Origin of the sequence: Pontivivens nitratireducens, assembly GCF_014235845.1 — a bacterium.
GTDB lineage: Bacteria > Pseudomonadota > Alphaproteobacteria > Rhodobacterales > Rhodobacteraceae > Pontivivens > Pontivivens nitratireducens.
This window is the reverse complement of sequence record NZ_JACJUQ010000001.1, coordinates 449,181-471,936: the sequence shown is the minus strand read 5'-3', so window position 1 is coordinate 471,936 and position 22,756 is coordinate 449,181. Positions and strand designations below refer to the sequence as shown.

Here is a 22,756-nt window from a genome sequence, read left to right as displayed (position 1 = left end):
CTCCGCCAAATCTCGATGCGATAGGACAGTGCCGGTCCGGCCATGGCAAGCGTGCAATCAGATTTCCGGCGGCCAGGGGCGTTCGGCTTCTTCCTCGATCCAGCGTTCGACCCATTCGGGCAGAGGTGGATTCCAGTCGGGTTCGCGCATTTCCTCCAGCACTTCGGCTATCGGAACCATACGCCGCGCCCCGGTGGTGGCGATCCGGTACACCACATGGACATGACATTCGTCCTTTCGCCAGATGCTCTGATGCAGATAAATGAACCGTTCGTCATAGCCCAGCGCGCGCGACAGCATGGTATAGCGTCGAAACGGCAGGATGCGCTTGCGGTACTGCACGTTCGCCCCGGCGGTGGTCAGCCCCCAGCCACGGCGGCGCAAGGCGCGGGCCAGGCCGCAGCGAAACCCCCACGGGATACGCCCCAGATCGAAGATCGTCAGGATACGCCCGTTGTTCATCTCTCCGAACACATCGACATCCCAGGGCCAGCAGATATGACGGGATTCGTGCAAGCCACCTGCGGACAGGTCCGGCTGACGGTTCGACAACAGCATGTGCCATGCTAGTCTTGCGAACGGATACATGGGTCCTCCTTCGACAACTGCGGCAGGCACTCTTGCAGGAAATCGCCGTGGCGACTACCTCTTGTCGAACCCGATCCAGATGCTCGTGCGCAGTATAGTTCAAAGCCGCACCCCCACGAAAGGCCCTGCCGATGACCTCCCTTCTGATGATCCTGCTCTACGCCATTCAGATCGCGTTCTGGATCGTGCTCGCGCATGTGATCATGAGCTGGCTGATCTCCTTCAATGTGGTGAACTTGCAGCAGCCCTTCGTCTATCAACTGTGGTCGGGCCTGAACCGGCTGCTCGAACCGGTTTACAGCCGTATCCGCGGTTTCCTGCCGGCAATGGGCGGTCTGGATTTCGCGCCGCTGGTGGTGTTCTTTATCCTCTACGCGCTGCGGATCATCATCACCAACAACCTCTACACGATCTAGGATGTCAGGCTGATCGGCCCGCGTGGCGTGGTGAGGGTCGCACTTAGTGCGCTGGATGCCGACGCTACGCAGTGAACGGCCTCGATGTCGCGAACCAGTGTTTGCACCTCCTGCGATGCGCCCGCGATTGTCAGGCGTTCAAGTGTGATCCCGCTGTCCGGCAGGCTTCGTTCCGGGGTGGTGACATCTGCGGGCCATTCGATAAGGGTCGGGGCGCGCCCCTGTTCGACCAACGCGCCGTCGGGGCGAATGCTCAGATCCCAGTGCAGGCCGGTGCGGCTGACACGCACGCCCTCACCCAGCGGCAGCGCCGTCGCGCCAAGCGCTCGCGTCAGATCGTCCACCCGTGCGACCCAAGTCAGCAAGCGCGGACCTTGCCGCAAGGAGGCACGCACCCGCGGATCGTCCAGTCCGAACCAGCGCGGGCGCGTCACCACGGCCTTCGGATCCACCGCGATCACTTCGAGATAGCACCCACCCAGAGACCACAGCGCGTTGTGCGTCCCCATAAGCGGATGCACGCCCGCCCCGCCCGGCGCAACGCCGAGCGTCCGTTCCATCCACGCCCGCCCCGTTTCCAGATCGTCGGCGGCGAAAACAAGGTGGTCGATCTGCATCATTCGCCTCGTGTCATCATGGCTTCATATGGCGATGACATTTGCATATCATCCTCGCGCGGGACATGGCGATCTTTCATCCTCTGCCGGCCATTCTCTGCCGACTGGATTTCAGGTCTGGGCGTCGCACGGCCCTACGCAATGGGAGCGTAAGACATGATCGGATACCGACTGCACCCAGCGTCATTCAGAAGGCCCGCTGCACGTGGGGGCGCGGCGTCACTTGGTGGCGCGAAGCCTGAGGGGATCACATGACGCACGTCCCGCTGTCACACGCCTTGCCTGTCTATCTGCGCATCGGGCTGCTGTCCTTTGGCGGGCCTGCGGGGCAGATCGCTCTGATGCATGAGGAACTGGTGACGCGGCGCGGCTGGGTGGCGGCACCTGCCTTTCAGCGCGGCCTGAACGTCGCGATGTTGCTGCCGGGGCCGGAGGCGCAGCAGCTCGCCACGTGGCTGGGCTGGCGGGTGCATGGCCTGTGGGGGGGGATCGCGGCCGGTCTGGCCTTTATCCTGCCCGGTACGGCCTTGATGATCGTGCTGGCATGGATCGCGGCAACGCAAGCTGACAGCGGCCCGGTCGCCGCGATCTTCTACGGCATCCAACCGGCGGTTCTGGTCATCGTCGCACGGGCTATGGTGGCACTGTCGGGCCGGTCCCTGCAGGGTGCGAGGTCTTGGGCACTGGCGATCGCGGCCTTCGTAGCGCTGTCGGGTTTCGGGCTGAGCTTTCCACTGGTGGTGCTGCTGGCGGCGCTCATCGGATTCGTCCTGCCGCCTGTTCCGCAACCGGATATTCCCCCGACCGCACCCGCCCGGGCAGCCACCGGGCGGTTGATCGCGGTCTCGGTCCTCGGCGTGGCGATGGTCTATGGCATCGTACGCTTCACGCTGGGTACGACGCCCTTCGACGGTGTGGCGGAGCTGTTCCTCTCCGCCGCGTTTGTCAGTTTCGGCGGCGCCTACGCCCTGCTGCCCTATGTGGCGGAGCAAGCGGTGGAGGTACATGGCTGGCTGACCCCGGAACAGATGCTCAACGGGCTGGCCATTGCGGAGGCGACACCCGGCCCGCTGATACTGGTCAACGTCTATGCCGGGTATTTCGCCGGTCATTCCGCCGGAACCTCGGGTGTAGTAACCGCCTGTCTGGCCTGTTTTTATACATTCGCGCCCAGCTTCATGCTGATCCTCGCCGCGGCACCGCATGTCGAGAGCATCCAGCGGCGGCGCTGGATCCGGCAGGCGCTGGCCGGTGTTTCCGCCGCCGTGGTCGGAGTGGTGGCGAACCTCGCGCTCTATCTGGGGCGGGCGGCGCTATGGCCCAATCCCGCGCACGGACCCGACTGGATCAAGCTGGCACTGCTGGTCATATTCGCGGGAATCGCCTGGAGGTTGAAACCATCCGTGCCCATGCTGATTGGAACAGGGGCACTGGTCGGATTGCTGTTGCATCTGGCGGGGGTGATCTGAGCAGGCTTTCCTTACCAGCGATGATCCGACATCCTGCCCGAAACAGGAGAGATTGATGACTGACCTGCCCGCCCGCCTGCTCGACGTGATCGAACACGATATATTGCCGTTAACGCGTAAGGGCGTCGCGCGCGGGGACAAGGTGTTCGGCGCGGCCATCCTGCGCAAATCTGACCTGTCGCTGGTTCTGGCCGGAACCAATGCCGAGACGGAAAACCCGCTCTGGCATGGGGAGGTTCACACGCTCAAACAGTTCTATGAGCTGCCCGATACGCCCCCGACAGACGAACTGATCTTTCTGTCCACCCACGAACCCTGCACCATGTGCATGTCCGCAATCACCTGGGCGGGCTTCGACAATTATGCCTATTTCTTCAGTCACGAGGACAGCCGGGACGGATTCGGCATTCCGCACGACCTTAAGATCATGAAGGAATTATACGGGCTGGATGCAGGTGAGTACCGCCGCGACAATGCTTTTTTCAAGGCCAGCGCGATCAGGCCAATGCTCAACGGCTCACCAAAACTGACGGCACAGGCGGACAGGATTTCAGCCGCCTATGCCGATTTATCCGATGCCTATCAGAAAACGAAATCGGGCAATTCAATTCCGCTCAATTGAACGCGGCATGCTCCCCCCAGACCTGCTCGACCCGCGCATCGCGGCCGCAGCGCGCGCGGTAGAACCGATAGCGCAGAGGGTTCTTTTCGTAATAATCCTGATGATAATCCTCAGCCGGATAGAACGTTCCGCCATCCACGATTTCCGTCACGATCTGCTGGCCCAGTTCCTCTGACAAGGTGGCGGAAACCTGTCGGGCGATTTCAAGCTGATCCTCATTTTGCGCATAGATACCAGTGGTGTAGCCGTATCCACGGTCACAGAACTGCCCCCCGTCGTCGAGCACGTCCACCGTGCGCAGCAGGTATTCGGTCAAGGTCGCGTAATCCACGATATCCGCATCGTAGACGATTTGGACCACCTCCCGATGGCCCGTTCCACCTGCCGTGACCTCACGGTAGCTGGGGTTTTCCACCGTGCCGCCCGCGAAACCTGATGTCGTCTCCAACACACCGTCCAGCTTGTCGAAATCGCTCTCCACGCACCAGAAACACCCCCCGGCGAACACGGCCTCCTGCCGGTCCTGGGCCATGGCGGGGCCGGTGAGGGTCAGCAGAGCGGCTGCGGCGAGGGAAAGTCGGATCATGTTCAACTCCTGATGCGGGGGTGTTGCTGTGAATTGATGCCAATCCCGCCTCCGGGCAAGCGATCCTACGCAGTCGTGATGACAACGTGAGCGTGGCAACAAAGTCTTAAACCTTTGCGTGCATCAAAGCTGAAATCGAGAAAGGTCATCATATGCCAGTGTTTGCCATCGTCATGCAGGGAATGGCGCTGATCGGCCTCCTGCTGTTCAGCCTGGTTCCCTCAGCAGTCACGTGGGTGCCATGCTGATCTGGTCGCGTGAGGACGTGCAATCCGTCGCTGAACGGGCGGGGGCGCACTGGGCGGGCCTGCAGGGGCCGCTGGGCACGCATATCGTTACTGGCTCCGCGCAAAGCCTGCATGATCAGGGCGCGTTCGTTCTGCTCAATCTCGAAACTCTTGCCGTCCTATGTGGAGCGAACGCATGAAAAGATTTGCAACCCGGAGTGGCGTCGTACAGGTAACTGCTGCCTTCTCCATCCTCCATATTCCTTTCATCGGTCTGATTGCGTACATCATGAACATGCCCATGCTGCTGGTCATGGGGTTATCCGCCGCTCTGTCAATTCCGGCGATGATACTGGCCATACGTCGGGAATACGGCGCGCCCAGCTCGGTTGCGCTGGGTCTGGTCGGGCAAGCGATGATTTTGCTCGCCCTGCTTCAGGGACACACGATGCAGGGCGATCTGCATATGTATTTCTTTGTCATACTGGCCATCGTCGGAACGCTCGACAGCCGCCCGGCGATCATCGCCACCGGGGCTGCGGTGGCGCTGCACCATTTGTTTCTGAACTACTACCTGCCTGCACTGGTTTATCCCGACGGCAGCAGCTACGGGCGGGTTTTTCTACACGGTCTGTTTGTCGTGATGGAATGCATCGCGCTCGTTCTGGCCCACGGATGGCGCAAACGCCTGACCGATCTTCGCAATATCGCACGTGTGCAGGCGGAGCGTGACGCGGAGGTCGCCCGTGAAACCCAGGTGCAGCTGACAGAAGTTACCGACCGTGCCAACAGTGAGCGTCGAAGAACAATAGAGCAGTTCGACAAGGCGTTCGCAGATCTGATTTCTCAGGGCGCGGCAGGCGATTTTTCCGCACGACTGTCCGAAGATTTCGAGGAGGAGGTCTTCTCCCGCATCGCGGCGAAGCTCAACCATCTGTTCACCTCCGTCGAATTCAGTGTCGATCAGGTGGAGCAGCACTTCCGTGCCCTGGCCGACGGACGGTTGCAGCATCGTATGGATACGGCCGGGTTGGGCCGGTTTGCGGATATTGGCATTGCCGCGAATGGGGCCACCAGCGCGCTGGAGGCCGTGCTGAGCGAGACTGACCGCGCGGTACGCATGACGCGGGAGACGGTGACCAAGGTTCTATGCGATACCGATACCGTGTCCGAGCGCGCCTCTCAACAGGCCGCCGCCATTGAGGAAACCGCCGCCACGACGCAGCAATTCACGGAATCGCTGGAAATCGGGCAAACTCTGCTGCGCGATGTGGGTGCCATGGCGACGCATCTGTCGAAACATGCGAGTGAGGGCGCCGACGTGACCGCCGCCGCCGTCGCATCCGTCGGCAAAATCGCGCGCGGTTCCGGTGAAATGCGTGAAATTCTCGGGGTGATCGAAGCGATTTCCTTCCAGACGAACCTTCTGGCGCTCAACGCGGCGGTCGAGGCCGCCCGCGCTGGCGAAGCCGGTCGCGGATTCGCCGTCGTCGCGACCGAGGTCCGCCGTCTGGCCAAGCGCAGCGCAGACGCCGCCAACGACATCTCCGCCCTTATCGAGGATTCGAACGGCAACATGCAAAGCGGGGTCGAGATGGTCGAACGCGCCGGCGGGATGCTGTCCGAGATAACCGAGCAGACACGCAATGTCGCAACTCAGGTCGCCCAGGTCACCCGCACGGCTGAGGAACAGACCATAGGCTTGCGCGAAATCGACGCCGCGATCACCGCCATGGAGAGCAGCGTTCAGTCAACCGCCAATATTGCGGAGCGAACAACCCGATCCATGGGAGAGCTCGCAGACCAGATCGGGCTGGTGGAACGCAACCTGCGCAGTTTCAGCATCGAGCGGATGATCGAAGAGGAAACCCCCGAACCGGCGGCGGACACAATCCCGCCCCTTAGCACAGGCAACACTGCGCTGGCCTATGAGGAGGATTGGTCCGAGCTTTGAGCGATACGCCCCGATCGCTCACTTGCGATCGCGGGCTGCCAGCAATTTCAGCCGAAGCGCGTTGATCTTGATGAAACCGGCGGCGTCCTTCTGATCATAGGCACCGGCATCTTCCTCGAACGTGACGTGCTGTTCCGAATACAGGCTGTCCTCGGACCAGCGTCCGACACATTGCGCGCTGCCCCTGTACAGCTTGAGCCGCACCGTACCATTCACACGCGCCTGGCTGTGGTCAATCGCGGCCTGAAGCATCTCACGCTCCGGGCTGAACCAGTATCCGTTGTAGATCAGTTCGGCATAGCGCGGCATCAACTCATCCTTCAGGTGCGCCGCACCGCGGTCCAGAGTGATGGATTCGATGCCCCGATGTGCTTCGAGCAGCAAGGTGCCGCCCGGCGTTTCGTAGATACCGCGCGACTTCATGCCGACATAGCGGCCCTCGACCAGATCGAGCCGACCGCAACCGTGCTTGCCGCCCAGTTCGTTCAGCTTGGTCAGGATTGTCGCGGGGCTCATCTCCTCCCCGTTGATCGCAACGGCATCGCCCTTGGCAAAGGTGATCTCGACATGTTCGGCTGTATCGGGGGCGTTCTCGGGGCTGACTGTCCGCTGGTAGACATAATCGGGTGCCTCGATCGCCGGATCTTCGAGCACTTTGCCCTCAGACGAGGTGTGCAGCAGGTTCGCATCGACGGAGAACGGCGCCTCACCGCGCTTGTCCTTTGCAATCGGGATCTGGTTCGCCTCGGCAAATTCCAGCAACCTTGTGCGCGATGTCAGATCCCATTCACGCCAGGGCGCTATGACCTTGATATCGGGGTTCAGGGCATAGGCGCTGAGTTCGAAGCGCACCTGATCGTTGCCCTTGCCGGTCGCGCCGTGGGCGACGGCATCCGCTCCGGTTTCAGCGGCAATCTCAACCAGACGCTTGGAAATCAGGGGACGGGCGATGGACGTACCCAGCAGGTACAACCCCTCATACACCGCATTGGCGCGGAACATCGGGAACACGAAGTCCCGCACGAATTCCTCACGCACGTCTTCGATGAAGATGTTCTCTGGCGCGATCCCCAGCAGTTCCGCCTTCTTGCGGGCTGGCTCCAGTTCCTCGCCCTGCCCCAGATCGGCGGTGAAGGTCACGACTTCACAGCCGTATTCCGTCTGAAGCCACTTGAGGATGATGGATGTGTCCAGCCCGCCTGAATAGGCCAGGACTACCTTCTTGGGTGCGCTCATTGCGATCTCCTCACACGGGGGCAAACAGTTACGGCTTCGCCTATCCGATCGGGCGGGGCTGTTCAAGCGACCCGCAGATCCTTGTCCGGCACCACTGCGGTTTCACCGCATGCCTGCGCCCACATGAGAATGTCCTCAATGTGGCAAGTGCCGGTGACGCCTCGATTGCCGCGGGAGGTGATACAACCTGAAATTGCGTGTTGTGAGGAGGTTTTGCGATGCCACACGAAATGCGAACCAGGGAAAGCCAGCCGGAAAATCCGCCGCACCATGGATATGCAAAACGGAGCGCCCCCATTGGGGACGCTCCTAATGCATTGAAAATTTAAAAAATATGTGCTTCGATTTCAAAGTCAGTTCGTTAGAAAGTCTTAATGCACCCAAGCTGCCTCGCAATGGTTAACGAGGTCTTTAGAGAGGCGAGTGATTGCGCCTAGATTCATGCTCAGGTTTATTTTTGCTTAAGGAGTTCAACTCTTAGCAGATTAAGTTCTCGTTCTTTTCCGACTGATACACGGATGCACCGATTCTGAGGGCTGACGAAAGGCATCCGAACGAAGCATCCGGCCTGTGACAGCGAATCGAGAATCGCTTTGGCACGATCCACCCCTTCACCGCAGCCGATGGCCACGAAATTCGTGGCGGAGGGCAGCGGCGCGAAACCGGCCTGCCGCGCCATGTCGGACAGGTCATCGCGTGCGGCGGCGGTTCTGGTCAGCACGCTTTGCAGCCAATCCTGATCCTGCAGAGCGGCAAGTGCGCCCGCCTGCGCGATCCGGCTTACGCCAAAATGGTTGCGCACCTTCGCAAAGGCGGCCGCCAGATCCGGGTGCGTGATCGCATAGCCGATGCGGGCCCCCGCCATGCCATAGGCCTTGGAAAATGTCCGCATGCGGATCACGCAGGCATTCGAGGTGTCGAGCGGGGGCAGCGTGCCATCCGGCGCGAACTCTCCATATGCCTCGTCGAGGCACAGCACACATCCGTCCGGCAAACCGTCGATCAGGCGCTGCACCGTCGCCGCATCGTGCCATGTTCCCATGGGATTGTCGGGGTTGGCCAGATAGAGGAGCTTGGCGTCCACCTCGCGCGCCTTGGCCAACAGGGCCTCGGGGTCTTCATGGTCGTCGCGATATGGCACCATGTGCAAAGTACCGCCATAACCCGTCACGTGGTAATTGAATGTCGGATAGGCCCCCAGCGAGGTGACCACGGCATCGTCCTGTCCGACCAGCAGCCGCACCAGATAGCCCAGCAGACCGTCAATCCCCTCGCCCACCACGATGGTGTTCATGTCCACGCCCAAATGCTCTGCAAGAGCCGTGCGAAGGTCGTAATTCTCGGGGTCGCCGTATTTCCAGCTGTCCGCCGCGGCATCAGCCATCGCGGCAATGGCGCGGGGCGACGGGCCGAAGCCGCTCTCGTTTGCCCCCAATCTGGCCGCGAAGGCCGCACCACGAGCGCGCTCCTGCGTTTCAGGCCCCACGAACGGCACGGTCGAGGGAAGCGAGGCGGCCAGCGCCGTGAACCGGGGACCGCTCATGACACGACCTTGCGCAATTCCGGATGCATGACCCAGACGAGCGCATCGTCACGCGGTTCACCGGGCCAGCCGATCAGGCCGAGCGCGGCATCGGCGCCCTTGTAGGCAGGCTTCTTCGGCAGGTCCATGTCCAGCGCATCCGCGATTTCGCGCGCCATCATCCCGTATTGCAGGTTCACACCGGCGGGCGTGGGGTATCCGGCGGCGGCGGCCAGTTCGGCCACGGTCAGCCCCGCATCGCCTGCTGCCGCATGGGCCAGCGCCATGGCGTGCAGCTTCGGCGCAAGGTCCAGGGTGGCCCAGGCCTCGCCATATTCCTTGGATGTGGGTACGGCGAACTTGCCGATCCTGCGCCGCGCGGCCTCCCGATCGCCATCGCGGCGGTCGAGCATTTCGCACAGCGTATCGACGGCAGCATCCGCCGTGTCGTCCTCGGCCTGGGCGACGGGCGCGTCGTCCCCGTCGATGAAAGCGGTGGCCCGGACCAGATCGGAAATGGAGGAGACGCGAATGAAATAGCGTCCGTACTGAACGTCGTCGTGTTGGTTCATGCCAGTGCCCTCACCCTGATTTGTGCAGCGCGCAGCTTGTCGGCCTCGGCCTCGGCTGCGGCCAGTCTGTCGCGTTGTTCGGCAACGATGTCCTCTGGCGCTTTGGCGAGGAATTTCTCGTTGCGCAGCTTGCCGTTCAAGCCGCCGATTTCCTTGGCCAGCTTGGCCAGCGCCTTGTCCAGGCGGGCCTCCTCGGCCTTCACATCGACCAGCCCGGCCAGCGGCAGGCAGATCGTCGCCCCGGCGAGGCCCAGTGTTACCGCCCCCTCGGGCACGGTATCGGCATAGGTCACGTTCTCGACCCGCGCCAGACGTTCGACCAGCGCGCGGTTATCCTCGAACCGCTGACGGGTTTGATCGTCTGCCGCGACCAGGACGAGGCCCGTCTTCGCGCTGCCCGGCACGTTCATTTCCGAGCGGACGGAGCGGATTTCCTCGATCATCGCGCGGATCCAGCCGATCTCCGCCTCGGCATCTGCATCGCTGAGGTCGCCATAGTCCGGCCAGTCGGTGGTGACGAGCATTTCGGGCCGCTCCGCCGTTCCCTTCCACAACTCCTCGGTGATGAAGGGCATGAAGGGGTGCAGCAGGATCAAGCATTGGTCGATGACCCACGCCATTGTCGCGCGCGTCTCCTCCGCCTGATCGCTGGCGAACAAGGGTTTGGCGAACTCGACATACCAGTCGCAGACCGTCCCCCAGACAAAAGCGTAGAGCGTGCTGGACGCATCGTTGAAGCGATAGGCGGCGAGCGCTGCGTCCACATCGGCCTTGGCACGGGCGGTTTCGGCCATGATCCAGCGGTTCACCTTGGCGCGCGGATCGGGCTGGCCGCCGGCATAGCTGGCCGGTGTCGCATCGTTCATTTCGGCAAAGCGGGCGGCGTTCCACAGCTTCGTGCCGAAGTTGCGATAGCCCTCGATCCTCTGGGTGGACAGCTTCAGATCGCGCCCCATTGCCGCCATTGAGGACAGGGTAAAGCGCACCGCATCCGCGCCGTACTGGTCGATCAGGTCCAGCGGGTCGAGGACGTTGCCCTTCGACTTCGACATCTTCTGCCCCTTCTCGTCCCGGACGAGAGCATGGACATAGACGGTATGGAACGGCGCGCGCGATTGCGGGTCCATCTGCTTTTGCATCATCATCATCCGGGCAACCCAGAAGAAGATGATATCGAACCCGGTGACGAGGACGGAGGTCGGGTAATACTTCTCCAACTCTGGCGTCTGATCGGGCCAGCCGAGCGTGCCCATCGGCCAGAGGCCAGAGGAGAACCATGTGTCGAGGACATCTGGGTCGCGGCGAATACTGAGTCGCAGAATATTATTGCTGCGACCTATCCAGCTGAATCCACGATCGTGCCGATAGCCCAAATCGGAGACTTCGATCTCAACTTCGGGGCCATAGTACTGCTGCGCTAGCTCGATAGCACCTTCTTCGCTTCCGGCACAGAACCTCCTTTCACCCGGCTCCATACCTGACTCGGGTCCTCCTGCATCAACCCACTCTTTCGTCGGCCCATACCACACCGGCACCTGATGTCCCCACCACAACTGGCGGGAGATGCACCACGGTTCGATATTTTCCATCCAGTGAAAATAGACCTTCGCGTCACGCTCCGGCAGGATCTGCGTCTCACCGGATCGGACGGCCTCCATCGCGGGACCGGCCAGCTTGGCGGCGTCCACGAACCACTGGTCGGTCAGCATCGGTTCGATCACCACGCCGGAGCGGTCGCCATAGGGCTTCATGATCGACTTGTTCTCGACGAGGGGAATGTGGCTGGGCACGTCCCGGACCTGATCCGGGACCGCCTCGCCGTTTTCTGCATCGGTAGTGTCCTTCGCGGCCTCCGGGTTCGGGATCATCACGGCCAGCCCCTCGGACGTGATGGCCTCGACGATCTTCGTGCGGGCCTCGAACCGGTCCAGACCGCGATATTCGTCGGGAACGAGGTTGATCTGATCGACCTCGGCCTCGCTGAACTCCGCACCATCCAGGATCGCCTGCGCTTTCGCCGCACTGTCCGCATAGGACAAGCCGTCGTCGCGCATCGCCGCGACCGTGTTCATCAGACGGTAAAGCGGGATGCCGCCACGCTTGGCCACCTGATAGTCGTTGAAATCATGGGCGCCTGTGATCTTCACCGCGCCGGAGCCGAAGGCCATGTCGGGATATTCATCGGTGATGATCGGGATCAGGCGGCGCGTTTCCTTCGGCCCGACGGGGATTTCGCAGCGCTTGCCGACGATGGGGGCATAGCGCGCATCATCGGGGTGCACCGCCACCGCGCCGTCGCCCAGCATGGTTTCGGGCCGGGTCGTCGCGATGGCGATATAGTCGCGCGTTTCGCGCAGGGTGACAGTGCCGTCCTCGTCCCTCTCAACGTATTCATAGGTCTCACCGCCTGCCAGCGGGTATTTGAAGTGCCACATGTGGCCCGGCTCGTCGCGGTTCTCGACCTCCAGATCCGAGATCGCCGTCTCGAATTTCGGGTCCCAGTTCACCAGCCGCTTGCCGCGATAGATCAGACCGGCCTCGTACATCTCGACGAAGGTCTTGATGACCGCATCGGGAAAGGTGCCGGACATGGTGAAGGCGTTGCGATCCCAGTCGCAGGAGGCGCCCAACCGCTTGAGCTGTTCGATGATGGTGCCGCCGGATTCTTCCTTCCACTCCCAGACCTTGTCGAGGAATTTCTCACGGCCCAGTTCGCGGCGGCCCGGCTCCCCCCGCGCAGCCAATTGGCGTTCGACCACCATCTGCGTGGCGATTCCGGCATGGTCCTGTCCCGGCTGCCACAGCGTGTCGAAGCCGCGCATCCGGTGCCAGCGGACCAGAATGTCCTGCAATGTGTTGTTGAACGCATGACCCATATGCAGTGAGCCGGTGACGTTCGGCGGCGGGATCATGATGCAGAACGGATCCGCGCCGGGCTTGGCGTTGGCCCCTGCCCGGAAGGCCCCGGCCTGTTCCCACGCGGTCGCAATCGCGGCCTCGCTGGTGGTTGCATCGAAATTCTTGTCCATCGCCATGTCTGCTATCCCTCATCCGGTATCGGATGCGGTTTAACCGGCACGGCGGCGGAGGGGAAGCGGTCAGTTCAGGCCGCGTTCCTTCAAGGCGCGCACGATATCCTTGCGCAGGGATTTTCGCAGGGACCGAGGGAAGTCCGGGCCAAGCGCGGATTCCAGTTCTTCCGCCACGATGGCGCGGATCTCATCGCGCAGATCGCTGCTATCTGGTCGCCCTGACAGTTCCTCACGCACGATGGCGCGTATCGCCTCGGCATCCAGCTCCGTCTCGGAGGAGGAAGCGGCCGCAATCTCCACCGGATCCGGCAGCGGTTCGGCGAAGGGGTCCGGGCTCCAGACGTCATATTCCGAGGGGGGCATATCCGGGGCCGGTGACCAGACGTCGTATTCGGCGGCATTGGGCGGACCGGTCTCCGCTCTTTCCTCTTGGGTTGGTGTGGAATGGCTATCGTCTTGCCCAACGTCTTGCGGTGTTACGACCTGTTCCACCGATTCAACCCGGGGTTCATCGCGCAACTCCTCGATCACCTCGGAGGTCGCTCTTTCCGCCTCGGTCGCGTCGATTGTCATCGCTTCGGGCTGACTGGCGAACAGGGGTGTGATGGTGGCGCCTGTGCCATCGCCTGCTTCACCCTCCGGCTCATCCTCCACATGCATATGCGGAGCCTCGGGCACCTCCGTCGCGGGGGCCGAGGGTCGGCGCCGCAGTGGCGCGGTGTCCTGAACCGGGGTCTTCAGCTGTAGCGGTGGCACAGCGGACGGCTGGTCAACAGGTGTGTCCAGCCGCAAGGGCGCGTCCGGTTCGCGGCGCAAGGGCTGCACGGCATCGGAATCGTCGACCTGCTGCGCCTCACCCAGACGCAGTGGCGGAGTGCGGTCATCGGGCCGTGCCGACAACCCTGCCTCATCCGCCTGAACGCGCGCACGAATGGCGGCAAGCACGTCCTTGACGCTACGCCCTGCGTCGTCCTCACCATTACCCATCACGACATTTCCTTAATAGCGTCCCAGAACCCGGTCGAGCACGGCGCCACGGTTTGGCGCGAAGGGACCGTCTTCGACAGCCTCAAAGTAGACGTTCGGATCATAGGCGTCCACCGGCAAGCCCAGATGTTCCACCGTCATCAAGCCCATCGCAGATAGCAAGGTGTAGGCCGCGACATACTCATCACGCTGCGCTGACACCAGATCGGACTGCGCGTTGAGCAGGTCCTGCTCGGTATCTAGAACGTCCAGCGTCGTGCGCGCGCCCAAGCGGGCTTCCTCGACGATCCCCTCGAACGCGACCCGCGCGGCAGTGATCTGCTGGCGGCTCGACCGAATCTGCGATCCGGCGACCCCGAAATTCGTCCACGCGACCGATACCTGCTGCTGTATCAGCCGGGCGGTGTCGTTCAATTCCGCCTGTGCCTGTTCCAGTTGCGCGACCTGCTGGCGAACGGCACTGGACAATGCGCCACCCTGATACAGCGGCATAACGACGCTGGCCCCGATCTGCGACGATCTGTTGCTGACCTGTCCGCCCCCAACGACATCGTCAAAGGTGTTGCCGTAGGACACGTTGCCGTTCAGTTCGACCGACGGGCGGAAATTGGCACGGGCCTGTGTGACGGCGAACTCCGCCGCCCGCACCTGCGCCCGGCGGGCCAACAGCAAGGGATGATTCGCATTTGCGATCGCCAGCGCCTCACTCTCGCTTGAAGGGAGTTCCGGCAAGGTGGGGGGCGGTGCCAGATTGCTCGGCGCCACGCCGACAACCGCAGTATACGCATCGCGAGACCGCTCCAGCGCGCCCTGGTTCGAGACAAGATTGGTTTGCGCCGCAGCCAGCCGGGCCCGCGCCTGACTGACATCGGTACGGGTGACTTCGCCCACCTCGAACCGATCCGAGGCCGCCTGAAGCTGGCGGGAGATGACCCGCACGTTGTTCTGGGCCAGGGACACGAATTGCAGATCGCGTCGCACATTCAGATAGGCGGTCACGGTGTCGAGCAGTACGCTCTGCTCCTGCACGGTAAGTTGCGCACGCGCACTGCTGACCGTGGCAAGCGCTGCATCGACTGCGGCAGCGGTCTGCCCGCCGTCAAAGATCGTCCAGCTGCCGTTGAGGCCCACCGTCTCACTATCGGCGAGGTCGTCCCTGCCGCCGAAAAAGCGGTCATTGCTCGTGGCCACTGTCGCCCGCGCCGTGGCTGACACGCTGGGCCGCAATCCGGCCCGCGCCTGCGGAACCCTTTCGTCGGTGGCCCGCAATCCGGCCCGCGCCACATCCAGCGTCGGAGAGTTGTTGTAGGCCTGAACCAATGCGTCGGTCAGCGTTTCCGCCTGAACGGCACTGAAAGTGCCGAACGCACCGACCGTCAGCGCCATAACCGAAAGAGTCGAGGCGAGCCGCCCAGCAATACGCTTCATCGCAATATCCTTATACTGTCCTGTCGGGTTTGGTGATCCCGGGTCACTTAAATTCGAGTCAACCGCAGCCCCGGTCAGAACACAAACGCTTTTTCGGCTGCGAAGCCCGGAAGGATCGGAGCCGTTGCATCAAAGCTGCGCCGCCAGCTGATGCCGTTCGCACCCTTCACGCCCAACTGCGCCACTCCCAGTGGCCCCATCATCTCGATCACTGCGATGCGACCGTCGGGGCGCAACTGATCCGCAATCGCGTCGGGCAATGCCTCTATCCCGCCCTGGATAATGATCACGTCATAGGGCCCATGGGACGGCGCTCCACCCACCAGCGGCCCTTTCTCGACCACGGCGTTGTCCACGCCCTGCGCGCTCAACGTAGCGGCGGCTTCCTCGGCCAGCGCCTCGTCTTCCTCCAGCGCGACGACCGCCTCCGCAATATTGGCGATGATCGCGGTAGAATAGCCCAGCCCGCAGCCGATATCCAGAACGAGGTCATCGGGCTGAATCGCCAGCGCGTCTATCAGCTTGGCCAGCACGCGCGGGTCCAGACAGACACGACCGCCACCGATGTCCACATGCTCCCCCATATAGGCGATGGCTTGCGCCTCGCTCGGCAGGTACTGCTCTCTCGGCACGGTCAGCATGGCCTGAATAATCGGGTAGCGCGTCACTTCGGAAGGTCGGATCTGGCAATCGACCATGGCGGTGCGGGCGGACTTGAAATCGGTCATGAGCTGGGTGTCCTTGCGAGCGGCATATGTCTGCTCCACGATGTGCCACAGCGCGGCGTCGTGGGCAACGGCTCAAGAACCCTCAAGACTTCCTGAGAACGCACCACAAGCAATACGCCGGAACACCAGCCGTAACAATGCACTTGCACAGCCCCACGCACCACGCTATCAGCCCAGCACCACAAGGCTTTGAGGCGAGTTGGCGGAGTGGTGACGCAGCGGATTGCAAATCCGTGTACACCGGTTCGATTCCGGTACTCGCCTCCAACAAAATCAATGGGTTAGCAATGTAGCGGCTCATTGGGGTATCACCTCTGGTATCAGTTTCACGTTCTGGTCTCGTTCTGTCCGACGCACTACCGTCGCTTTGCAGCAGCTTGACGCGCCCGCATAATTTGCCTCGCCTCCCCTGCATATTTGATAATCATTGCCTTCGAGGTGTGTCCGCTAAAGCTGGCGATTTCGTCGTCAGTGCAGCCCGCCCACGCCAATTCCATCACACCGCGATAGCGCAGCGCATGTTGGTCATATGCCATCAGGCCCAGCCGCTTACGCTCGCGCACCATGACGCGGGCCATCGCGTGATAGTCCATCGCAGAACCATCACCGCGCGTCAGGATATGCCGCGACGGGTGCGGGGCGAACCCCAGATCGGCCTTGGCACGGTTCAACGCGGCCTTGAGCGTCTCAGTGCATGGAAGGTGCAACGGCTTGTCTGTCTTGTTCTGGCGCAACTTGAGGGTGTCGCCGTCATAGTCGCCCCACTGGAAATCCACCCAATCGCCAGGACGCTGAACGCTGCCCACACCGATTTCAAAGATCAACAGCGGCAAGGCTTCCCCCTCGGCTCGCATCTTCTCCACGGCCCAATCTGCCCACGGAAGGTGCGGCTTCTGACGCGCCGTCGGAACTTTGAGCAAGTCCATCTTGAGAAAGGGGTTATCTTTGCGCCAGCGTTTCTTGACCGCCAGCTTTGCCAGCATGGAAACCGCAGTAGGAATGTAGTTTGCAAACCTGACACGATGCTTATTGGCGTCCATCGCATCGTAAATATCGGCAGGGGTAAGACGTGCGACATCGGCTTGACCAATCTTGCCTCTCAAGTATTCGAATACTGGCTCAAGATCTCTGCGATACCGGGGTGAAAAGCTCTCCCACTTGTCCGTCTCACGCATGGCGTCGATCAAGGCCCCCCAGGAGGTCTTAGCGGCAGCAGACTTGCCGCTCACTATCTCCCAATATTGCTGGTCAAATTCGGCGGTGCCTTCCTCGGCTTTGATCCGGCCCAAATAGGTCATCTTGCCGTTGATCGTCTTGCGAACATACCACCGGCCAGATTTATGCTGCCACAGGAGCTTTTTCTTCACCATGCGATAGGTCCGCCATCGACCGCATCACCGCGCGCGATGCATTGTAGTTGCTCTACGTCCCACCTCTCGAAGCCACCGATTTTTGTTGGCTTCGGCAACACCCCATCATCCACCAGCTTGCGAAACTCCGTAGGCTTCATGTCCAGTAACGCGGAAGCGTTGCGGTCATTGGCAAAGAGAGGTGTAAGACGGGGTGCCATTGATTTGCTCGTTTTTCAGTCCGAAACGTAGGACGGTGAAGCAGCGCTCATAACCTTCCGGCGAGCACGTTCATTCTCTGCAAACCAATCGGGGAAACCGGTCAGGTCGCGGGGACAGTTCGGCAGATCGGAAAAATCCAGCACGCCCAATTCACGCCCGGCCTCAAAGGTCTTCGATGCAATCTCGGAAACGTTCACGGCATAGATCGACCGCAACGAACCCTTGCCGTCGAAGCTGGAAACGAACGCGGTTGCCTTGGCATTCAGATCGGCCCAACGCCCCCCGACGATTGTGCGGCCCTTCCAATCTGCCGCAGGGGCTTCCGACCAATCATATTTCACAAGAGCCACGAAGACGGACTCTTCCATAACGAACAGCGGGTCGATCCCATCGAGTGCCGAGTTCAAATTACCCGCGATTTGGGAAGCCCCCGCAACATCACAAACCTTTGCCGCTTCAACCATCACGGCCAGCCGAACCGCATCGCTCAAATCGTAATCTGTCCAGCGATCTTGGATCTCGAACGGCAGAAAGCCGCGAGCCGTGTATGATTCGAACATCTTCACCGTGCACCCAGCAATCTCAAGCAGCGCTTTGCGTTTCATAATAAAGTCTCCCTTTTCTGAGTGCACTCTGCCAGAAAGATTTAAGCACGGCAATAGGGTGCACTCTTTAAGGGTGTTAAATTTGAAAGCTAAACTACCGAACATGACTTTCGGCTTGCAGAGGCGTGAACCCTGCCAGACCACACGCCTCGATGATGAAATCTCGGCCCGGTTCAAAATCCCCAAAGTGTATTTCAACGATGAATTTCAGCGCCAACGTCTGCACGTCAGTCGCAGGCATTTTGGCGATCTCATCCGTCATCCGGTCATAGTGGCGGCATTCATGTTCTAATTTATCGTCTGACCAATCGGCCTCAGCAGACTCGTTATTGATGCGTTCGCGCTCGGCCAGCCATTCGTGCGCCAAGGCGGTAATGGGATTGATTGGGTCAGCGGCTTCGGAGTGCGCAGGGGTGCCCATGCAGGCAACCAGGGCACTGGATGCGGCAAAGGCGCGGCGGGTCATTTGATGGGTCATTTTGGTTCTCACTGGTTTTTGGCTTGCTACGGCCATCGCCCGGTGCGTCCGGGTGCCGGGGCGTTAGCAACCTGCCAGTGAGACAGGCGAGACGTTTTTGCCTTACGGCTCTTGCATGGCGTCTCCGCCCCGACATAAGATGCCGGCAGACGGATGACCGCCAAGCCATCGTCACGTTGCCGCACAGCCCTCGCCAAAGGGATGACCTTAACCAAAGGTATGCGGCTATCACTGGTCCGGGTTGCTACGCCCACGGATGAGTTAGCATCATGACAGATATTAAATCAAGCCACCCCTTTAGGGGAGCTTGTGCTATTCATTTGCCGTGAAGGAGTTTGTTAAGATGCCTCGAATTTCTGTGCAGAGAGTGTCCGCATCAAAATTGGCCGCATACCAGCCGAACGCCGAATGTTGCGATTGTGGCAAAGAGGCTATTGATGATGGGGGTCGGGTCTGGACGATTCAGGGGACGCATTCGCGCTGCACAAAGTGCTCGCAGAACGAGGGCATCCTAGACTAGCGGACCGATGAAGATGTTTAGCAACCAGCCTAAGATGATCCGCGCAATGGCGGTAGCTAGCATTGCCGCAAAAGCATTGCAAAAGGCTGGCGTGGACTTCATCTCAGGTAACTACGGTAGTGCCGCAGGCTGATTAAATGAGGAGTTAAAAATGATCGAGATCGGGAAAAAATACACTCTTACCATGTTGGAGTTAGGGCCTGACGGCTATGATAAAGGGGCAATCAGCGTGACTGTAACTGGCCGTGACGGCAATCTAGTCGAGGTAAACGGATGCGAGGTCATCAACCTGGCTTCGCCTCTTTTTTATTCGCTTATCGATGAAGCAGGGCAGATGGCTTACTACCAAACGCTTCAGGACAACGTAGAGAAATCAATTTCTTCGAGCTAGCTTATGTCAAAACTGTCTGCGCCGCGCCCCGGAGGAGTTCCGGGGCCGCGCAGTGACGGGGTTCTAACGTGACTCTCCGTCTATACCGTGCGGATCGGCTCGTACCCATGAGCCAGCGCGCAACCGCTATTCTGTTCACATGATCGCGTCGAATAATCCTGCGCTGATGGGCGCATCCGCTATAGCGCCGGGTCCGGCCTGGTTAGCCCTTGCAGCTCGCAGCAACGCCGCATCCATTGCGCGGATCACTGCGAGGTGCCGGGCTTCGAGGTGCACACCGGATACAGCTTGCCACGCTGAGAGGTCTGCCCATGTGATCGGCTGCAAACCCCCCGGCCCATGCTGGCGGCTCTGTGAGAGGGCGCTGAACGCCTCCCAGAAGAAGACGCCGCCATCAGGCAACCGGGGAGCATTGCCGGTCTTCACCGTCACCTCGATCGCAGAGGCCATGCGGTCAATGAACCGGGTATACGCGCGGGTCATCATGGCTTTAGCTCCAGGTCAAAGACGACAACAAAGATGCCCCGGCCCAGACCTCGAATGGAGTAAGGCCGATCCGTAAACCGCCAGGTGCGCAAAACGGCATCAGTGGGGTGGATCATCTCGAACGACAAAGCGCCGTGCATCAAAGCGACTTTGTACCAAGCGATAAAGTCAGCCCGCATCGCAGGGTTTCGCGCGGTGAATTTCAACGTGAACATTTCAGGCGCCGCGGTAGAGACTCGCCTTTGCTTTGCCGGTCCCGCGTCCATCTGAGTGCGGCGAATTGCGGTCGGTCCCGTTTCAGAAAACTGGGATATCTCGAACGGGAGCGGCAGTGAGGAAGGCCAGCTAATCGACATATCAGGCCCCTCCAACGGCTTGTTTGCGTACGCCAAAGGTCGCAAGCTCTTTGCGGAAATCGCCTTTCTGGAACCCGCGCTTTACAACACCGGTGATATACAGATCGATCTCACGTCCATTGCCGGAACTCTCCACGCGCTCCTCCCGCGCACCGGAATGCACGGTCAGCGAAACCGGCACCGTAACATTTACATCTGCGCCGCTGTTCGATGTAGGCATCCGGCCGGCGTTGATCCCTTCCAGCATCGACCGCACCCCCGGCTGGCGCGTCGCCGCCGCGTTCACAACGAACTCCTTGCCGTGAACCACGCCCGCGACGTCACCAACCCCGCCGTTGCCGGTGTACCCACCAGACGAGAAGCCCAGCAGCCCCCCAAGTGTTGAAAAGACGCCACCACCTGCGGCGCGCTCGCTCACAGCAAGATTGACTAATAATTTCTCCATCTGGACTTCGAGGATCTGCAAAAGCAGCTTCTCCAAAGCCTCTTCCGCCGTCAGGCTGCCCGTTACGATCCCGGTGAACAGGCTTGCCATTTTCTTTGCACCGGCGATAGCCGCGTCCTCCATCTCATCGGCCAGCGCAATCACCTCTCGCATCTCATCTGCTGCCATATCGGCGCCCTGCGAGACCCCCGACAAGGATGCGGCGAGGCCATCAATCTCCGCTTGCAGTTCCGGCGTGATGTCGCGCCCGTCTTCTATAGCATCGACCAGCAGTTCGGCACGGGTCCGCGCATATTCAAAGGCATCACCGACGTCTTCCCCCGATTGCATGACAGCCGTCAGGCCCGCCGCTTCCGCCTTCAGAAGCCGGACGCGGCGGGTGACACTTTCCACAGCTTGCTCGTACGCTGTCAGGCGCTCTTGTGCGGACGATCCACCGCCACCGCCTGAACCCGGTGTAGGTTGCAGATTATCAGGACGCGGCGGCGGGGCGCTGGACGTGCGCGGGGCGAATCTGGACGGCATCGGCGGGGCGTTGGGCAGATCGCCATAAGTCCGGCCATCGCCAGACGTGGTGCCGTCGCCATCCGAACCGGGCAGAGACGCGCGCAATTCCCGTGCCCGTGCAATCGCCGTGCCAAGCCAATCCACCAGACCGGACACCTGCGACAGGACGCCGCCAAACTCCACTGCGTCGATAGTTTCCAAGGTGGTGAACGCCGTCCGCGCTTCTTCGCTCAGAGTGGATAGACGGTTCTCAAAGGTTTCGGCATCGACTTCGCCGTTTCGCACGTCGGTCGTCAATTGCCGCATTTGCTCGGCTACGCTCATCAGCGCATCCGCCGCGCCCGTCTCACCATAAGCGCGAAGCTGTTGAATGGGCAGATAAAGGCTGGACGCCAGTTGATCCCCGCGTTCGCCCAGGGTGCTGTAGATCGCGATGATTTGCCGGATGGTGTCGGCATGGGTGTTCAGCGCGTCCTGATCTTCTTCGAGGGCATCAGCTATGCGCCCGCCCAGCAGCGCATCGGCCTGATCCATCGTGCGGAACAGGTCTGTGAGCTTTTCGTTCTGCTCCGCAACGGCAACGCCGAACTCGGCAATCCCCACCACCATCGCCTTGAATGTCGTCGTGGCAGTTGCCTTGAGTTCCGAGAACTTCGCGTCGATCTCTTGCGCCCGCCGGATTACATCATCTTCGAGAACCGCACCGACTTCATGCGCCCGCTGCGCAGTCTCTCGCAAGGCATACTCACCACGCCCGACAAGTTCCACGAACCGTTCACCAGCCGACCCCCCGAATACCTCGTCAGAAATGCGAATGCGCGCCGCGTCGTCCAGGTCTTCAAGCCGTCCGATAATGGTCAACATCAGGTCCGCAGGGTCTTCGAGGCCGCGCGATAGATCGGCTGCACTCAGACCAAGCCGTGCGAAGGCTTCTGCCCCCGGTCCCGCCCCGGTCACAATGAACTCGTCCGCGCGCAGGCTCAGTTCCTTCAATCCATCAACAAGCTGATCCACCTGAATCCGGTTCTGATCCGCAACGAATTTGAGTTCCTGAAACGACTGGATGCTTACCCCGGCCCGCCGTGCCTCATCCCCCAGCGTGGCGACAGAGCGCACCGTGCGGTCCACCACAGCCGCAGCAGCAGCCACAGCAGCAAAGCCCGCCGCCATTGGACCACCACGCCCCAGCGCCTGCCCTACGGCCCCCACACGCGAAGAAATCGAGGTGAGCGCCGTGTTTGTCCGCAACGCCGCGCGGTTCATGTCCGTCTCCATCTGACGGGTGGCGCGCCCAGACCCACGTTCAAGGTTGCGATAGGTCCGGGTGCCGCGCTTTTCGGCTGCGAGCATCTTCTTTTCAAAGTCCCGAACACGGGCTTCCAGCATTACGACAAGCTGTTCGTCAGCATTCAT

Annotated in this window: 23 protein-coding genes and 1 tRNA gene; 7 read left to right on the top strand and 17 right to left on the bottom strand. The window is 61.1% G+C overall.

The window, feature by feature from the left end; all coding sequences use genetic code 11:
- Window positions 1-57: 57 nt before the first annotated feature.
- Window positions 58-588, bottom strand: coding sequence for an acyl-CoA thioesterase (locus H1S03_RS02550; protein WP_185803000.1), 531 nt, complete (start codon window positions 586-588; stop codon window positions 58-60).
- A gap of 131 nt (window positions 589-719) precedes the next feature.
- On the opposite strand from H1S03_RS02550, the gene H1S03_RS02545 reads away from it, so the two are divergent.
- Complete coding sequence (locus H1S03_RS02545) at window positions 720-1,004, top strand: YggT family protein (protein ID WP_185802999.1); 285 nt, start codon at window positions 720-722, stop codon at window positions 1,002-1,004.
- On the opposite strand, the gene H1S03_RS02540 is transcribed toward H1S03_RS02545, so the two are convergent.
- Entirely contained in the window at window positions 1,001-1,621 is a 621-nt protein-coding gene (locus H1S03_RS02540) for a VOC family protein (RefSeq protein WP_185802998.1), read from the bottom strand. The genes H1S03_RS02545 and H1S03_RS02540 overlap by 4 nt on opposite strands.
- 251 nt (window positions 1,622-1,872) lie before the next feature.
- Here H1S03_RS02540 and chrA point away from each other — a divergent pair, with 251 nt between their 5' ends.
- A complete protein-coding gene (chrA, locus tag H1S03_RS02535) occupies window positions 1,873-3,090 on the top strand; it encodes a chromate efflux transporter (protein ID WP_185802997.1) in 1,218 nt (405 codons plus the stop codon).
- Between the two features lie 55 nt (window positions 3,091-3,145).
- Complete coding sequence (locus tag H1S03_RS02530) at window positions 3,146-3,712, top strand: tRNA-specific adenosine deaminase (protein ID WP_185802996.1); 567 nt, start codon at window positions 3,146-3,148, stop codon at window positions 3,710-3,712.
- On the opposite strand, the gene msrA is transcribed toward H1S03_RS02530, so the two are convergent.
- Window positions 3,705-4,298: a peptide-methionine (S)-S-oxide reductase MsrA gene (msrA, locus tag H1S03_RS02525; RefSeq protein WP_185802995.1), complete on the bottom strand. Its 594-nt coding sequence runs from the start codon at window positions 4,296-4,298 to the stop codon at window positions 3,705-3,707. The two genes, H1S03_RS02530 and msrA, sit on opposite strands and share 8 nt — an antisense overlap.
- 241 nt (window positions 4,299-4,539) lie before the next feature.
- On the opposite strand from msrA, the gene H1S03_RS02520 reads away from it, so the two are divergent.
- Together H1S03_RS02520 and H1S03_RS02515 are read left to right on the top strand one after the other, a co-directional pair.
- Window positions 4,540-4,725, top strand: a complete 186-nt coding sequence (locus tag H1S03_RS02520; RefSeq protein WP_185802994.1) for a hypothetical protein — start codon at window positions 4,540-4,542, stop codon at window positions 4,723-4,725.
- The gene (locus tag H1S03_RS02515) at window positions 4,722-6,479 is read left to right on the top strand and encodes a methyl-accepting chemotaxis protein (RefSeq protein ID WP_185802993.1); all 1,758 of its coding nucleotides are present in this window, start codon (window positions 4,722-4,724) and stop codon (window positions 6,477-6,479) included. The genes H1S03_RS02520 and H1S03_RS02515 overlap by 4 nt, the downstream gene beginning before the upstream one ends.
- An 18-nt stretch (window positions 6,480-6,497) precedes the next feature.
- Here the strand turns inward: H1S03_RS02515 and H1S03_RS02510 are convergent, their stop codons facing one another.
- The 7 genes from H1S03_RS02510 to H1S03_RS02480 form a co-directional block, all read right to left on the bottom strand.
- Complete coding sequence (locus tag H1S03_RS02510; protein ID WP_185802992.1) at window positions 6,498-7,715, bottom strand: argininosuccinate synthase; 1,218 nt, start codon at window positions 7,713-7,715, stop codon at window positions 6,498-6,500.
- Between the two features lie 451 nt (window positions 7,716-8,166).
- Window positions 8,167-9,258, bottom strand: coding sequence for a pyridoxal phosphate-dependent aminotransferase (locus H1S03_RS02505; RefSeq protein WP_185802991.1), 1,092 nt, complete (start codon window positions 9,256-9,258; stop codon window positions 8,167-8,169).
- Window positions 9,255-9,809, bottom strand: coding sequence for a hypothetical protein (locus tag H1S03_RS02500; protein WP_185802990.1), 555 nt, complete (start codon window positions 9,807-9,809; stop codon window positions 9,255-9,257). The genes H1S03_RS02505 and H1S03_RS02500 overlap by 4 nt, the downstream gene beginning before the upstream one ends.
- A complete protein-coding gene (locus H1S03_RS02495) occupies window positions 9,806-12,844 on the bottom strand; it encodes a valine--tRNA ligase (protein ID WP_185802989.1) in 3,039 nt (1,012 codons plus the stop codon). Before H1S03_RS02495 ends, H1S03_RS02500 begins: the two co-directional genes overlap by 4 nt.
- Before the next feature lie 63 nt (window positions 12,845-12,907).
- Window positions 12,908-13,828, bottom strand: a complete 921-nt coding sequence (locus tag H1S03_RS02490) for a hypothetical protein (protein ID WP_185802988.1) — start codon at window positions 13,826-13,828, stop codon at window positions 12,908-12,910.
- Between the two features lie 12 nt (window positions 13,829-13,840).
- Window positions 13,841-15,256 (bottom strand): TolC family outer membrane protein, encoded by a 1,416-nt coding sequence (locus H1S03_RS02485; RefSeq protein WP_185802987.1) that lies wholly within the window; start codon window positions 15,254-15,256, stop codon window positions 13,841-13,843.
- A gap of 74 nt (window positions 15,257-15,330) precedes the next feature.
- The gene (locus tag H1S03_RS02480; RefSeq protein ID WP_185802986.1) at window positions 15,331-15,984 is read right to left on the bottom strand and encodes a protein-L-isoaspartate O-methyltransferase family protein; all 654 of its coding nucleotides are present in this window, start codon (window positions 15,982-15,984) and stop codon (window positions 15,331-15,333) included.
- Between the two features lie 193 nt (window positions 15,985-16,177).
- Between H1S03_RS02480 and H1S03_RS02475 the strand changes: the two genes are divergently transcribed.
- Window positions 16,178-16,251, top strand: a tRNA-Cys gene (locus tag H1S03_RS02475).
- A gap of 89 nt (window positions 16,252-16,340) precedes the next feature.
- Here the strand turns inward: H1S03_RS02475 and H1S03_RS02470 are convergent.
- The 4 genes from H1S03_RS02470 to H1S03_RS02455 form a co-directional block, all read right to left on the bottom strand.
- Complete coding sequence (locus H1S03_RS02470; RefSeq protein WP_185802985.1) at window positions 16,341-17,354, bottom strand: tyrosine-type recombinase/integrase; 1,014 nt, start codon at window positions 17,352-17,354, stop codon at window positions 16,341-16,343.
- Window positions 17,348-17,494 (bottom strand): hypothetical protein, encoded by a 147-nt coding sequence (locus H1S03_RS02465; protein ID WP_249777771.1) that lies wholly within the window; start codon window positions 17,492-17,494, stop codon window positions 17,348-17,350. Before H1S03_RS02465 ends, H1S03_RS02470 begins: the two co-directional genes overlap by 7 nt.
- Window positions 17,495-17,569: 75 nt before the next feature.
- Entirely contained in the window at window positions 17,570-18,160 is a 591-nt protein-coding gene (locus H1S03_RS02460) for a hypothetical protein (protein ID WP_185802983.1), read from the bottom strand.
- 94 nt (window positions 18,161-18,254) lie between these two features.
- Window positions 18,255-18,638: a hypothetical protein gene (locus tag H1S03_RS02455; RefSeq protein WP_185802982.1), complete on the bottom strand. Its 384-nt coding sequence runs from the start codon at window positions 18,636-18,638 to the stop codon at window positions 18,255-18,257.
- Window positions 18,639-19,309: 671 nt separating this feature from the next.
- Between H1S03_RS02455 and H1S03_RS02450 the strand changes: the two genes are divergently transcribed.
- Window positions 19,310-19,549, top strand: a complete 240-nt coding sequence (locus H1S03_RS02450) for a hypothetical protein (RefSeq protein WP_185802981.1) — start codon at window positions 19,310-19,312, stop codon at window positions 19,547-19,549.
- 135 nt (window positions 19,550-19,684) lie between these two features.
- Here the strand turns inward: H1S03_RS02450 and H1S03_RS02445 are convergent, their stop codons facing one another.
- The 3 genes from H1S03_RS02445 to H1S03_RS02435 are packed head-to-tail and all read right to left on the bottom strand — an operon-like array spanning window position 19,685 to window position 22,756.
- Window positions 19,685-20,035, bottom strand: a complete 351-nt coding sequence (locus H1S03_RS02445) for a phage tail assembly chaperone (RefSeq protein WP_185802980.1) — start codon at window positions 20,033-20,035, stop codon at window positions 19,685-19,687.
- Window positions 20,032-20,391 (bottom strand): hypothetical protein, encoded by a 360-nt coding sequence (locus tag H1S03_RS02440; RefSeq protein WP_185802979.1) that lies wholly within the window; start codon window positions 20,389-20,391, stop codon window positions 20,032-20,034. Before H1S03_RS02440 ends, H1S03_RS02445 begins: the two co-directional genes overlap by 4 nt.
- 1 nt (window position 20,392) lies before the next feature.
- On the bottom strand, window positions 20,393-22,756 hold the full coding sequence (locus H1S03_RS02435; RefSeq protein WP_185802978.1) for a hypothetical protein: 2,364 nt from the start codon (window positions 22,754-22,756) through the stop codon (window positions 20,393-20,395).